This is a genomic window from Streptomyces kanamyceticus (assembly GCF_008704495.1).
Lineage (GTDB): Bacteria > Actinomycetota > Actinomycetes > Streptomycetales > Streptomycetaceae > Streptomyces > Streptomyces kanamyceticus.
On sequence record NZ_CP023699.1, the window covers coordinates 366,711 to 379,782 of the forward strand.

A 13,072-nucleotide genomic window follows, 5' to 3' on the forward strand; every position below is an offset into this window, starting at 1 on the left:
TCACGCAACTCGCCTTTCCGATGCCCAGTTCACAAGGGAGACAGTCATGCCCTATTGGCTCAGGCTGATCATCGTCATGGCCGCGACCGGCACGGTCATCTACGTCATCACCGGGCTCGTCCAGCGCCGGGTGAGAGCGGATGACGACCCCTCACAGACGCCCGATGTCATTGAGTACATGACGATGATGATCGGGGTGGTGTACGCCATCGTCCTCGGCCTCGCCATCGCGGGCGCCTGGGAGGCGCGCAACGAGGCCCAGACCGTCGTCCAGAACGAGAGCCAGGCGCTGCACGAAGTCGCCGAACGGGCGCAGGTGTTCCCGGCCGCCGACCGCGAGCGGATCCGGCGGAGCATCGATGCGTACGCCGCGTACGTCGCGGACAAGGAATGGCCCGAGATGGCCGCCAAGGGGCAGCTCACCGACCGGGGGGACCAGCTCTTCGGCAAGGTGCGCACCGCGGTCCTGCGGAGCGAGCCGCGCGACGAACTGCAAGGCCAGGCGTACACCCCAATGGCCGATCAGATCGCCCTCGCCGACGAGGCCCGCACCAACCGGGGCGAATCAGCCCAGCCCACGATGCCGCCGGTGGTCTGGTTCGGGCTGATCGTCGGTGCCGTGGTCTCGATCGGCATGGTTTTCGCGTTGCAGATCCGGCGCACGGCACGCGAACTGACAGTGGCGATGCTCTATTGCGCGCTCTTCGCCTTCCTGCTCTTCCTCATCTGGGACATGGACGCGCCGTTCGGCCGCGGCATGGCCATCACCCCCGACCCGTTCCTGGCCCTGCGCGGCAGGTGAACGGGTGCTCACCTCGACAGGCACAGAAGGAGATGCATTCGCCATGGAGCGGTGCAAAGGACTCGTCCAGTACTTCAACCGGGAGGGCGGCTACGGATTCATCGTTCCGTTCGGTCAGCAGGACACCGTCTTCGTGAAACGCGAGGACTTCGACGGCGACCTCAAGGTCATTTCCGAGGGCCAGCAGGTCTCCTTCGAGCTGGCCCTGGGAAGCGGCCGGTTCGAGGCCCGGCACGTGCAGCCATGACGTGCCGACGGCCGAATCCGCAGGACCACCCACCCCACACCGAGGAGGCCTCGTGGACCCCGTGGAATGGCTGCGCCGGATGGTCTGCGGCGCCGTTCAGCGTCTGTGGGCGGCGGCCGGGGAATGGGGCCGTGTCACGGCGTCCCGTCCGGCACGATTCCGCTTCGCGCATCTGGGCGAAGGGGCCTGTCTCGCCTTTCCGCCGGGGGCGATCTTCGGCGAGCGGTGCATCACGATCGACGACGACACCCTGGTGGGTGTCGGCGTCAGCATCTCGGCCGGGTTCGTGCCCGGCCAGGAACTGGGGCCCGATCCGATCGTCGAGATCGGCCGGCGGTGTTCCATCGGCCGCGGCGCCCACATCGTGGGCCACCGCTCGGTGCGGATCGGCGACGACGTCTTCATCGCCCCGTACTCGTACATCACCGACCAGAACCACACCTTCGACGACCCAAGCACGCCCATCGGCGTCCAGCGGCCCGTCAACAACCCCGTGACCATCGGCGACGGCTGCTGGCTCGGTGCGGGCGCGATCGTCCTGCCCGGCACCCGGCTCGGCCGCAACGTCGTGGTGGCGGGCGGCGCGGTCGTCCGCGGCACCTTCCCCGACCACTGCGTGGTCGCCGGTGTCCCGGCCCGCATCGTCCGTAGGTACCGCCCCGGGCACGGCTGGCAGCCGATGCCCACCGAACGCGAGGAGACACCATGAGGAAGCCGCCCGAGGGGGACATCCCCATCATGATCGTCGGGGACTCCATCAGCCACGGCAGCAGCGGCGACTGGACCTGGCGCTACTTCTTCTGGAAGCACCTGAAGAACCACGAGGTGAGCGTAGACCTCGTCGGCCCCAAGGCCACCCTGGACAACATCCGTACCGCGGAGGTCGGGGACGACGACGACACCTACGCCGACCCCGACTTCGACCGGGACCACGACGCGCAGTGGGGCCGCCCCTACCTCACGGAGAAGGACGAGATCCACGCCAAGGTCGCCGAGTACGAGCCCGCGTACCTCCTCGCGCTGCTCGGCATCAACGACCTCTTCTGGTACGGCGTGGAGCCCGCCCAGTTCGCCGAAAACCTGCGCGAGTTCATCCAGAACGCGCGCTCCGCGGCACCGGAACTCCGCATCCTCATCGGCACCGTCCTGGAGACCCGCAAGGCCCTGGACGAACCCGGCTTCGCCGCGCTGGTCGAGGCGACCAACGAACAGATCCGCAGGGTGGCGGAGGAGCAGGGCGTGCACGTCGCCGACACCGCGGCGGAGTTCCGCGCCGCCCAGCACACCTGGGACGGCACCCACCCCAACCCCAACGGCGAACTGCGCATCGCCGCGGCATTCGCCGACCAGCTCGCCCGGTCCTACGGGCTCGGCGCGGCCTACCCACGCCCCTACCCCGTACTCGACAACGTCGACGCCCGCGCCAAGCGGTCCATCGACTGAGGCGCCCGCCCCGGCACCGGTCCGGGCCGAGCCGAGGCACTGGAGAATCATGCCGCCGCACATCATCCGATTACTGTTGAATTCCCTGTGCGCGAGTTCCCGCCCGGCCCGCGTCGGGCATTCGCTGAGAATGAACGATCAGGGCGACGAGGGTACCCCGGTCCTGCTGGACGCCAGGCACGGGCTCGTTCGCCCCTGGCCCTGCCTTCCCGGGGAAGTACCCGACCGGCCGCGGGTGCTCGCCCGGCTCGGCAGCGCCCGCGCCGCCGAGGTGCTCCAAGCCCGCTGGCCCGACGCGCCCGCGCTCCCGCGGCTGCGGGAGGTGCTCGCCGAGCTGGTGGACGCGGGGGCCATCACGCCCTCCCCTCCCGCGGCCCTTCCCCGAGGCGGCTCCCGCTCCTGCTCCCCGCACCAGTTGGCAGCCCACCACGAGGCACGCGCAGCGCGCGGTTCGTCGCCGACCGGCCGGTTCCGGCGTCCCGGCTCACCTCGCTCCTCGACCGGGCGGCGCGGGTGCGGGGATATCCGCCGCCGCTCGTCCATCAGCAGACCCATCGGCCCTCGCCCTCCGGCGGCGGCCTGCACGGCCTGGAGATCTACGTGCCGGTCAGGGCCGTCGCGTGGCTTCCCGTCGGCGTTCGCCACTACGACCCCTTCGAGCATGCCCCGGAACGTCTCGCCCCCTGGAACGCGCGTCTCGACGGGCGGACGGACCGGTTGATCACCCACCCCGGCCGGATGAGCCACACCCCGCCCGTCAGCCACCGCCCCCTTCCCGCGCGGCGCCACCGACGACGTCCCGCACGTGGGCGGGTTCGCCCTGGGCCCGCCCTGCGGCGCCCCGCCGCCCGTCGCCCCCTTGACCGCCAACTGAACCCCGAGGAGGAACCCATCAGCACGCACAGCCTCATCGACCGGCACCGGGCGGCCCTGCCCCCGTGGTCGCCCCTGTCCTATCGCAAGCCCTTGGAGCTCGTCTCCGGGCACGGGTGCACCGTACGCGGCGGCGACGGGCGCGACTATCTGGACTTCTACTCCGGGGTGGCCGCCAATCTGCTCGGATATGACGCGGCACCGGTACGGGAGGCCGTGGAGCGGCAGTTGCGCACCGGCATCCTGCACACGTCGACCTTCTACCTCATCCGTTCCCAGGTCGAACTCGCGGAGCGCGTCGCCCGCGTCTCCGGGATCGACGACGCCGTGGTGTTCTTCACCTGCTCGGGCACCGAAGCCGTCGAGACCGCCCTCCTCCTGGCGACGGAGTACCAGCGCAGTCGGCACGTCGTCGCCCTCCGGGACAGCTATCACGGCCGCTCGTTCGGGGCGGTGGCAGTGAGCGGCGACAAGCGCTGGCAGGGGACCGGCCTCTCGCCGCTGTGCGTCGACCACGTCCCGGCCGCGCCGGAGCACGGAGAGAATGACCAGCACCATGTCGCGCTGTGCGTGCAGGAGTTGGAGGATCTGATCGATGCCGCACCCGGCCGTGGCATCGCCGCCCTGATCGCCGAGCCCGTCCAGGGCGTGGCCGGGTCCGTACCACTCGCCGAGGGACAACTCGCCGCGTACGCTCACGTGTTGCGCGACCGCGGGGCGCTGCTGATCTGCGACGAGGTACTGACGGGCTGGGGGCGCACCGGCCGCTTCTGGGGCCACCAGTGGGACGAGGGCGTCCACCCGGACCTGTTGGTCTTCGCCAAGGGCGCGGCCGGTGGACTCACTCTGGGCGGGGTCGTCGGGCGGCGCGAGGTGATGTCGAGCCTGCCGATGCCTTCGATCTCGACCTTCGGCGGCAACCCGCTGTCCACGGCGGCGGCTGTGGCGACCCTCGACTTCATCGTGGAACACGACCTGCCCACGCGGGCGGCCCGGGCGGGGCAGGGGCTGCGCGGCCTCCTGACGCGGGGACTCGCCGGACTCGCGAGCGTGCGGCGGGTGCAGGGGCGCGGGCTGCTGCTCGGGGTGGCGTTCCAGGACCCGGCGACCGGCGTGCCCTGCGCCGAGGTGGCCGCCGCCGTCCAGGAGGAGTGCCGCAACCTGGGCCTGCTCGTGGGTCTCGGCGGCAGCGCCGGGCACTGCGTGCGGGTCATGCCGCCGCTGACCTTGACGGACGAGGAGGTACGCCGGGGAGCCGCCCTGCTCACCGCCGCCTCCCGCGAAGTGGACCGATGCCGGAACAGCACATGAAGTGGAGCACCTCATGACCGACCGGACGGATGTGGCCGAGAAGGCCGAGTCGGCCCCCTTTCCGCTCACGGACGTTCAGCGCTCGTTCCTGCTCGGGCGACAGGACGGACAGCCGCCCGGCGGGACCGGCTGCCCTATGACCCTCGAGTTCGGCCACGCCTTCTTCGACCTCGGCGCGGACAGCCTGCTGGCCATGCGGCTGTCCCTGGCGGTGACCGAGCGGGTCGGTGCCCGGGTGCCGCCGCGTCGCCTCCAGTCGGACGCCACCCTCGTCGGGACGGCACGCGCGATCGACGGCGCCCCGGCCGCCCGGCCCGCGGACACGGCATGACCGCGCCCACGGGTCCCGCACGCCGCTGGCTCCGTCCCTTGAGTTCCCCGGCCCGAGCGGAGGTCAGGCTCGTTGGCGGTCGACAAGCCCTACGCGGTCGGCGGCGACTGACCGTGCGCGGCGCCACCACCGCCCCGCGGTCAGGGATGCGGCGCGTCCATCGCGTTCGACGTGCAGGGGCAGGGATAGGGCCACCGGCTGTCCAGGGCGTCCGGGCATCCCGAACCGGGGCCCGGCAGGCACAGTCCGTCCACGCAGCAGCTGCAGTCGGGGCAGGTCCTGACGGGACTCGTCACCGACGGGGCCGGTGGCACCGCGTCGTCGAGGCGGTTCTCATACGGAGCGTGCTGCTGGTGGCGCGGGCGGAACGAGGACAACGTCGAGGTCTCCTTGAGCGTCGGTACTGTGGTCTCCCTCTATGTCGACCCTCGCCGCCGTTCGATCAACGCCGCCCCGGCGCGGACCCTGTTGAGGATGTTGAAAGCACGCCGGGCTCCCGGAGGGCGCGCTCGCGCGGGCCCTCCGCCGTCCTCCCCGTACCACCGCCCGACGGAGTGATTCGGTGTCCCGCGCCGCTCGCGGCCTCCGCACCCAGGGCAGGCATATGCCACATGAACGATCCCTTCGCCCAGTCCCCGCTAGCCACGCTCCCGGCCACCGCCGCGTCCCCGACTCCCGCCGCAGCAACACCCGTTGACCAGCGGCGCGTCGCGCACACCGTCTACATGGAACCCACACCCACCCGTGCCGCCCACGGCGCGGAACCCGTTGAACCGGTGGGAAAGAGCACGATTTCCTAGAGCCCGCCATCCGCCGTACGAGGAGGAGAGCAGCTCGCGGAAGCACGCCGCGTCCCCCGGCACTACCGCGCGCCTGCCATGAGTCCGGACTCCTGGGCAGGCTCCCAAAAGCCCGGTGCCACCAAGGAGTGGTGGCACCGGCCAGACCTCAGGAGCGTGATGACGGACAGGCCAGGATCCAACGACCGACTGCGGGCCCTGCTCAGAGAGGCGCAGTGGACCTCGGCCGCCCTGGCCCGCGCCGTCAACATGGCCGGCGCCGAGATCGGGCTGCGGCTCTCCTACGACCGGACGTCGGTCTCCCACTGGCTCTCCGGCACCCAGCCCCGGCACCAAGTGCCCCAGCTCGTGGCCGAAGCCCTCTCGCGGCGCCTCGACCGGGCCGTCACGACGGCCGCCGTGGGCTTCAGAACACCGGACGGCGACGTCGCCGCGAAGGGCCCGGTCGCACCGGCTGACGCGAGCGCGATTCGCCAGCTCACGGCCCTGGTCGGGTCAGACACCGACCCGCTGCGCCGCACCTTCCTGCAGCGGACTCCCTACGAGGCCGACCCGTCCCTGCCCCTGTGGCGCCCGGTGCGGACCGCTCCGGCCGCACGCCGCGCGAAGGTTCCCGCGCCGCGCGGCACGGGCGTGGGCAGCACCGAGGTGGCCACTGTCCGCGACGCCGTGCGGGCGTTCGCGTCCGGTCTCGACCGGCACGGCGGGGGCCATGCCCGGTCCGCCCTGTGCGCGTATCTCGCGGACGACGTGGTCCCCTGGCTGCGCCGCGCGGGCGACAGCGAGGTGGGGCGGCAGCTGCGCAGGGAGTCCGCCCGGCTGGCCTTCGTCCTGGCCAGGCAGTACGAGGACAGCGACATGCAGGGCGTGGCCCAGCGCTACTTCGCCAACGCGCTGCTCCTGGCCAACGAGGCCGAGGACCGCGTCACCTGGGCCATGACCCTGCGCGCGCTGAGCAGTCAGTCACTCGCGCTGAACCACCGCGGTGTCGCCCTGTCCCAGGGCGAGCGGGCGTTCGCGGCGCTGCCGCCCGAGGCGCCGACGGCCGTCCGTTCCTTCGTCGCCGCCCAACTGGCGGTGGCCCGGGCCCGTGCCGACGACCGCGACGGAGCGATGGCTGCCCTGGACGACGCGGAGCGGGCCACCGACCGCGCGGACGTCGCCCCCTCGCCCTTCTCGGTGTACCCGCGCGCGGCCCTGGAGTTCCAGCGGGCCCAGACGCTACGTGGCCTCGGCGACCTGGCGGGCGCGTCCAAGGCCGTGACGGCCTCGCTCGCGCACCGCAGCCCCGACGACCGCCGGGGCCATGCCCTGACCTGCGCCCTCCGCGTCCAGCTGCTGCTGCACGCCGGGCACCTCGAAGAGGCAAGCGCGAACTGGCGGTCCTTCACCCACCTCGGTGCGGGGCTCCAGTCCGCCAGGGTCGACCGCGCGGGCAGCTCGCTGCGCCGGGCGTTCCTGCCCTACCGCTCGCAGGCCTCGGTGCGGGCCCTGCTGAGCGGTGCATGGCCCTGAGGGGTTCTTGGGCGGGACCTGAGCGGCTCTCGGGTGTGACTTCAACACCTTCAACACATCCGTCGAACGGTCCCGGCCACTCCTCGCGGTCGGCGGAAAGGAGTCCCTGTGACCCTTCCCTCCGAACGCGAAAGCCGAGAAGCGCCATGGCCATTCGACTCGCCGTATTCGACCTGGACGGCACGCTGTTGGACACATTCCTGGCCGCCACCATGGCCACGGAGTTATCCCGATGCGATTCCGGCGACCCGGCAGCCGCCCGCGAGGCACTGTCCGCCATCGACGCCTACAAGGGCGGCACCATCGATCACGACGAATGCGCCGCGCGTTTCTACCCCTGCTACGCGCGAGCCGTACGCGGTCTGTCGACAGCGGTGCTGCGTCGTGTCGGGATCCGGGCGTGGCAGCGGTCGCGTGCGCGCCTCTTCCCTTTCTCGGCGGAGCTGGTCGCCGAGTTGAGGCAGCTCGGATTCTCGCCATGCCTGCTGTCGGGGAGCCCGGAGGAGGCCGTGGTGTGCGCGGCCGAGGAACTGGCCATGGACCATGTGTGGGGAATGCGGCTCGCCTCCGACGCGGGCCGCTGCACCGGGCGCGTACTGCGGGCCCCCGCGCGGCCGGGCGCCAAGCGCGCCACGCTGCTTGAGACGACCTCCCACCTGTCCGTTGACTGGGGCGGGTCGTTCGCGATGGGTGACTCCTCCGCGGACATCGACGTCCTCGATATGGCGGGCAATCCGCTGGCCTTCGAGCCCGACGCTGCGCTTCTGAGGGCGGCAGAGTCGCGGAACTGGCCGGTGGCGGACCGGAGTTCAGTACTGCGACACTGCCGCGCCCGACTTCCTAGGAAGCCAGCGGTACGTGGATGAGCCGCGGTTCCGGCATGGAGACCGCGTCGGCCAGGAGCGCCGTCAGCTCGTCGGTGGACCGCGCCCGACAGGCACTGACGCCGTAGCCGGTGGCCAGGCCCACGATGTCGATGCCCGGCAGGTCGAGCCCCGGCAGGGGGCCGGTGTCCAGCGCGCGGCACCAGTCCTTGAGGATCTCGTACCCGCCGTTGTCCAGTACGACGACGGTCAACGGAACCCGGTAGCGCGCGGCGGTCCACAGCGCCTGGAGCGTGTACTGGACGGATCCGTCGCCGACCACGGCGACCACCGGGCGCTTCGGCCTGGCCAGTTGGACACCGACGGCACCGGCGAGACCAAAGCCGAGACCGCCTCCTCCCGTGAAGAAAAAGCTGCCCGGCCGTGCGCCCGCCGCCGACTGCCAGTAGGCGGACAGTTGCTGAGGCGTCTCGTTGACGACGATCGCGTCGTCGGTCAGCACCTTCGCGAGCACGGCGAAGATCTCGGTGGCCTTCAGGCCCTCGTCGGCCGCGGGGCTCGCCGACTCAAGGGTCTCCGTCTCAGGGGTCTCCGTCTCAGGGGTCTCGGTCACGGGACCCGCCTCGTCCGCCCCGTTCACGTGCGGCCGCTGCACCCCATGGCCACCGGGCAGAGGGCCCCGGTCCGCAAGGAGGCGGTCGAGCGTCTGTGCCGCGGCGACGGGAGAGCCGAGCCAGGACGTTCCGGTGACCGCGCGGGCCGCTTCCTCGGGGTCCGACGTGATGTGGACGAGGCGGGTGCCCGGTGCCGTGGCGGGGCCGCCCGTCCACTGGTAGTAGGTGAAGACGGGAGCACCAAGGGCGAGGACCAGGTCGTGCCCGGCCAGTGCTTCCGCCACTCCCTCCGCCGACGAGGGCAGTGGTCCGCGGGACGCGATGTGCGCGCAGGGAAAGCCCGCCCGGGACGTGAAGGCGGGGAGCCACACGGGGGCGTGCAACCGCTCGGCGAGGGCCACCGCGGCGTCGTATCCCTCCTGGGTGTCCATCTCCGGTCCCGCGATCAGGGCGGGCGCGCGGGCCTGGCCGAGCTCTGCCGCCAGCGCGTCGAGCGCGGCGGGGTCCGGCACGGCGGCGGCGGTGCGCGGCTTGAGCGGGAATCCGTCGGCCGATGCGTCGACGGGCCGGTCCCAGTCGTCCATGGGGACCGAGACGCACACGGGCCCGCTCGGCGCCTGCCCGGCCCGCAGGATCGCCTGGCCGAGCACCTCCGGGGTGTCCTCGGGCCTCGCGGGCTCCGCGGTGTACTTGACGGCGCCGCTGGCCAGGGACGCCGGGTGGCGGTTGACGAGCAGGGCGGGGGTCGGGAGCGCGGCCCTGACCTGCTGCCCCGCGAGCGCCACCACGGGGCTTCGGGCACCGACGGCGTTGACCAGGGAGCCCATGGCGTTGCCGAGGCCCGCGGCGGTGTGCAGATTGACCAGGGCGGGCCGCCCGGTCGCCTGGGCGTATCCGTCGGCCATCGCCGTGGCGGTGGCCTCGTTGAGGGCGAGGACGTAGGTGAAGTCCTCGGGCAGCTCGGCGAGGAAAGGCAGTTCGGTGCTGCCCGGGTTACCGAAGATGACGCGCATGTCGTGGTGCCGGAGGAGTTCGTGGGTGCTCTGCCTGACGGTGGTCATGGTCACCTGTTTCGCTGGTCGGTCGCGGGCATGCGGGAGGCGTCGTCCGGTGCGGCGGCCGTGCGTGGTCCGGCGGGCTCGTCCGCCGCGTCGGCGACGCGCGGTCCGGCCGACGCGTGCGACGCGGACGCCATGCGCTGCTCGGCCAGTTCGTCCGCCACGGCGCAGGGCGTCGCGCCGGTCGACTCGGCCTTCGTGAGGATCGACAGCGTGGTGTCGTAGATCCCCATGACCTGCTTGCGCGCGTGCACGGCACAGAATTCGCCGGACGTCCCGGCGTGTTCCTGCGCCATGTGGATGACGCCGCCCGCGTTCACGACGTAGTCCGGTGCGTACACGATGTCCCGCCGCCGCAGCCGCTCCTCCGCGCCCCCGTACCCGAGCTGGTTGTTGGCGGCGCCGCAGATGATGTCGGTCCTGAGTCGGTTCACGGCCACCTGGTCGAGCACTCCGCCCAGTGCGCAGGGGGCGAAGATGTCCAGTTCGGCGTGGAGAAGCGCGGGGGGCGTCGTGGTGGAGACCTCGGGATGCCGCGCGCGGGTGCGGGCGAGCGCGCTGGGCCGCGGATCGGCCGCGACGACGATCGCTCCCTCGTACACCAGCAGGTCCACGAGGTGCTGGCCCACTTTCCCGACACCGCTCACGCCCACGCGGCGCCCGCGCAGTACGGGTACGCCCCAGCGGACGGCTGCGCAGGCGCGCATGCCCTGCAGTACTCCGTAGGCGGTGAGCGCGGAAGGGTCGCCGCCGCCCCCGTGCTTGACCGAGCACCCGACGACGTGGCACGTCACTTCGCCGACGATGTCCATGTCCGCCGAGTTCGTGCCCATGTCGCAGGAGGTCACGTACCTGCCGCCCAGGGACTCGACGAAGCGTCCATAGGCCCTGAGGAGCCCGCGCGTCTTCCGTACCGACGGGTCGCCGATGATGACCGCTTTGCCGCCGCCATAAGGAAGTCCCGCGAGGGCGTTCTTGTACGACATTCCGCGGGCGAGGTTCAAGGAGTCGAGTACGGCATCGGCGGCGGTTCCGTAGTGCCGGAAACGTGTGCCGCCGAGAGCGGGGCCCAACGCGGTGGAATGCAGGGACACAATGGCCTTCAGGCCCGTCGCCTCGTCCTGGCAGAGCAGAACCTTTTCATGCGGAACGTCGCGCACTCCGCCGGTGCCTTCGGCGAAGACTCCTCCCACGAGATCGATCGCGTTCAGTTCACCGGGTTCCGCCGCGTCGTCGGGGCGCGCCGACTCCCGTGTGGACAGGAGATGGTCGGATCGGGTCATGGCGGGTCCTTTCCTCGAAGCTGTGGAGGCGTGATTTCGCCCGGACGCAGCGGAATTTCACCTCTGGCGTCACGCTTCGAAAGTTCCCAGGAACTACGCCCCAACCGCCTTGTTCCCCCTGGGACTGTTGAAGCTGTTGAAGGGGAGCGGGGAATCCGGTGCGTACGACGATTCCCCGGACGCATTCCGCATCCCACGCGCGAGCGCCCCGGCATGGGCCGGGGCGCTCACCGTCGTACGACCTCAGGAGTGTGTGAACCCCGGCGGCCGCTTATCGACGAACGCGGCCATGCCCTCCTTCTGGTCCTCGGTCGCGAACACCGCGTGGAAGAGGCGGCGTTCGAAGCGGACGCCCTCCGCGAGGGTCGTCTCAAAGGCCCGGGACACCGCCTCCTTCGCCATCATGGCGACGGGCAGCGACATGCCCGCGACGGTCTCGGCGACGGCGAGCGCCTCGGCGAGGAGTTCGTCGGCGGGCACCACGCGGGAGACGAGACCGGCCCACTCCGCCTCCACCGCGTCGATGGTGCGGCCGGTCAGGCACATCTCCATGGCCTTGGCCTTGCCCACCGCGCGGGTCAGCCGCTGGGAGCCGCCGATGCCGGGGATGACGCCCAGTTTGATCTCGGGCTGTCCGAACACGGCGGTGTCCGCGGCCAGCAGGATGTCGCACAGCATCGCCAACTCGCAGCCGCCGCCCAGCGCGTACCCGGAGACGGCCGCGACCGTCGGCGTCCGCAGGTCGCCGAGCCGGTCCCAGGCCGCGAACCAGTCGCTGAGGTACATGTCCATGTAGCTCCGCGGCCGCATCTCCTTGATGTCGGCCCCGGCCGCGAACGCCCTCGGGGAGCCGGTGATGACGATACAGCCGACGTCCGGGTCCCGGTCGAGCTCCGCCGTCGCGGCGACGACCTCGTTCATCACCTGCAGATTCAGCGCGTTGAGGGCCTCGGGACGGTTCAGGGTGAGCAGTGCGGTGCGGCCCTTGCGCTCGACATGGATCGTCTCGTACGACCCCACGCCCGTTCCCGTGCCCGTCTCCGTACTCGCGTCCGTGCTCATGCGCCGTCTCCGTCCTGTGTCATCCGCTGTCGCAGTGTCGTGACGATCCCCGAGAAGTCCTGGTCCGTGCCGCTCTTCTCCGCGTACGCCGCGTACAACTCGGCGGCTTTCAGGCCGAGTTCCGTGGGGACGCCCCCGGCCCTCGCGGCGCTCGCCGCGAGGCCGAGGTCCTTGGCCATCAGGGGGGCCGCGAAGCCGGGGCGGTAGTCGCGGTTCGCGGGGCTCGCGGGAACGGGGCCCGGCACCGGGCAGTTGACGGTCAGCGCCCAGCACTGGCCCGACGCGGTGGAGGCGACGTCGAACAGGGCCTGGTGGGAGAGGCCCAGGCTCTCGCCGAGGACGAACGCCTCGCTCACCGCGATCATCGAGATGCCGAGGATCATGTTGTTGCAGATCTTCGCGGCCTGCCCCGCGCCGGGTCCGCCGCAGTGCACGGCCTTCTTGCCCATGACCGCGAGGAGCGGGTCCGCCTCCGCGAACTCGGCGCCGCCGCCACCCGCCATGAAGGTGAGCGTCCCGGCCTCCGCGCCGACCACTCCCCCGGAGACCGGGGCGTCCAGGGCCCGCATCCCCGCGGCGGTGGCGGCCTCGTGGGCGGCTCGGGCGTCGGCCACGTCGATGGTCGAGCAGTCGATGAACAGGGTGCCGGGGCGGGCCGCGGCCAGCAGTCCCTCGTCCCGGTAGAGGCCGAGGACGTGCCGTCCCGCGGGCAGCATGGTGATCACCACGTCGGCCGTGGCGGCGGCGTTCGCCGACGATCCGGCGGCTTCCACCCCGTTCTCCACCGCCTGGGCGAGCAACTCGGGCATCAGGTCGTGGCCGAGGACCCGGTGGCCCTCCTTGACGAGGTTGGCGGCCATCGGTCCTCCCATGTGACCGAGGCCGATGAAGCCGATCGTGCGCGTGCCG

The 13,072-nt window shown here is 71.6% G+C and carries 12 protein-coding genes; 8 read left to right on the top strand and 4 right to left on the bottom strand.

The features are described 5' to 3' along the window. The first annotated feature begins 46 nt into the window (after nucleotides 1–46). The 8 genes from CP970_RS01460 to CP970_RS01495 all read left to right on the top strand — a co-directional run bounded on the left by CP970_RS01460 (nucleotide 47) and on the right by CP970_RS01495 (nucleotide 8,188). The gene (locus tag CP970_RS01460) at nucleotides 47–802 is read left to right on the top strand and encodes a bestrophin-like domain (protein WP_055554957.1); all 756 of its coding nucleotides are present in this window, start codon (nucleotides 47–49) and stop codon (nucleotides 800–802) included. Nucleotides 803–845: 43 nt separating this feature from the next. Then, nucleotides 846–1,049, top strand: coding sequence for a cold shock domain-containing protein (locus CP970_RS01465; RefSeq protein WP_055554959.1), 204 nt, complete (start codon nucleotides 846–848; stop codon nucleotides 1,047–1,049). Nucleotides 1,050–1,101: 52 nt separating this feature from the next. Then, complete coding sequence (locus tag CP970_RS01470) at nucleotides 1,102–1,758, top strand: acyltransferase (protein WP_206188701.1); 657 nt, start codon at nucleotides 1,102–1,104, stop codon at nucleotides 1,756–1,758. After that, the gene (locus tag CP970_RS01475) at nucleotides 1,755–2,492 is read left to right on the top strand and encodes an SGNH/GDSL hydrolase family protein (protein WP_055554961.1); all 738 of its coding nucleotides are present in this window, start codon (nucleotides 1,755–1,757) and stop codon (nucleotides 2,490–2,492) included. The genes CP970_RS01470 and CP970_RS01475 overlap by 4 nt, the downstream gene beginning before the upstream one ends. Nucleotides 2,493–3,005: 513 nt before the next feature. Beyond that, a complete protein-coding gene (locus CP970_RS01480) occupies nucleotides 3,006–4,676 on the top strand; it encodes an aminotransferase class III-fold pyridoxal phosphate-dependent enzyme (RefSeq protein WP_224058138.1) in 1,671 nt (556 codons plus the stop codon). Nucleotides 4,677–4,689: 13 nt separating this feature from the next. Beyond that, nucleotides 4,690–5,007, top strand: coding sequence for an acyl carrier protein (locus CP970_RS01485; RefSeq protein WP_150492856.1), 318 nt, complete (start codon nucleotides 4,690–4,692; stop codon nucleotides 5,005–5,007). A gap of 959 nt (nucleotides 5,008–5,966) precedes the next feature. Next, entirely contained in the window at nucleotides 5,967–7,322 is a 1,356-nt protein-coding gene (locus tag CP970_RS01490) for a hypothetical protein (RefSeq protein ID WP_055545230.1), read from the top strand. Nucleotides 7,323–7,468: 146 nt separating this feature from the next. After that, nucleotides 7,469–8,188 (top strand): HAD family hydrolase, encoded by a 720-nt coding sequence (locus CP970_RS01495; protein WP_055545231.1) that lies wholly within the window; start codon nucleotides 7,469–7,471, stop codon nucleotides 8,186–8,188. Here CP970_RS01495 and mdlC read toward each other — a convergent pair. From mdlC to mmsB, 4 genes are all read right to left on the bottom strand, one after another. After that, nucleotides 8,163–9,821, bottom strand: a complete 1,659-nt coding sequence (gene mdlC / locus CP970_RS01500) for a benzoylformate decarboxylase (protein WP_055545232.1) — start codon at nucleotides 9,819–9,821, stop codon at nucleotides 8,163–8,165. The two genes, CP970_RS01495 and mdlC, sit on opposite strands and share 26 nt — an antisense overlap. 2 nt (nucleotides 9,822–9,823) lie before the next feature. After that, nucleotides 9,824–11,101 carry a Glu/Leu/Phe/Val family dehydrogenase gene (locus tag CP970_RS01505; protein WP_063806033.1) on the bottom strand — a complete coding sequence of 426 codons (1,278 nt, stop codon included), beginning with the start codon at nucleotides 11,099–11,101 and terminating at the stop codon, nucleotides 9,824–9,826. Between the two features lie 243 nt (nucleotides 11,102–11,344). Beyond that, on the bottom strand, nucleotides 11,345–12,163 hold the full coding sequence (locus CP970_RS01510) for an enoyl-CoA hydratase (RefSeq protein ID WP_055545233.1): 819 nt from the start codon (nucleotides 12,161–12,163) through the stop codon (nucleotides 11,345–11,347). Beyond that, nucleotides 12,160–13,035 carry a 3-hydroxyisobutyrate dehydrogenase gene (gene mmsB / locus CP970_RS01515; protein ID WP_055545265.1) on the bottom strand — a complete coding sequence of 292 codons (876 nt, stop codon included), beginning with the start codon at nucleotides 13,033–13,035 and terminating at the stop codon, nucleotides 12,160–12,162. The genes CP970_RS01510 and mmsB overlap by 4 nt, the downstream gene beginning before the upstream one ends. Nucleotides 13,036–13,072 lie beyond the last annotated feature (37 nt).

What these genes read in the sequence shown, in the direction of transcription:
- CP970_RS01505 (WP_063806033.1), bottom strand. Translation starts at nt 11,101, where the DNA reads ATGACCCGATCCGACCATCTCCTGTCCACACGGGAGTCGGCGCGCCCC.
- CP970_RS01495 (WP_055545231.1), top strand. Translation starts at nt 7,469, where the DNA reads ATGGCCATTCGACTCGCCGTATTCGACCTGGACGGCACGCTGTTGGAC.
- CP970_RS01465 (WP_055554959.1), top strand. Translation starts at nt 846, where the DNA reads ATGGAGCGGTGCAAAGGACTCGTCCAGTACTTCAACCGGGAGGGCGGC.
- CP970_RS01510 (WP_055545233.1), bottom strand. Translation starts at nt 12,163, where the DNA reads ATGAGCACGGACGCGAGTACGGAGACGGGCACGGGAACGGGCGTGGGG.
- CP970_RS01485 (WP_150492856.1), top strand. Translation starts at nt 4,690, where the DNA reads ATGACCGACCGGACGGATGTGGCCGAGAAGGCCGAGTCGGCCCCCTTT.
- CP970_RS01490 (WP_055545230.1), top strand. Translation starts at nt 5,967, where the DNA reads ATGACGGACAGGCCAGGATCCAACGACCGACTGCGGGCCCTGCTCAGA.
- CP970_RS01475 (WP_055554961.1), top strand. Translation starts at nt 1,755, where the DNA reads ATGAGGAAGCCGCCCGAGGGGGACATCCCCATCATGATCGTCGGGGAC.
- mmsB (WP_055545265.1), bottom strand. Translation starts at nt 13,035, where the DNA reads ATGGGAGGACCGATGGCCGCCAACCTCGTCAAGGAGGGCCACCGGGTC.
- mdlC (WP_055545232.1), bottom strand. Translation starts at nt 9,821, where the DNA reads ATGACCACCGTCAGGCAGAGCACCCACGAACTCCTCCGGCACCACGAC.
- CP970_RS01460 (WP_055554957.1), top strand. Translation starts at nt 47, where the DNA reads ATGCCCTATTGGCTCAGGCTGATCATCGTCATGGCCGCGACCGGCACG.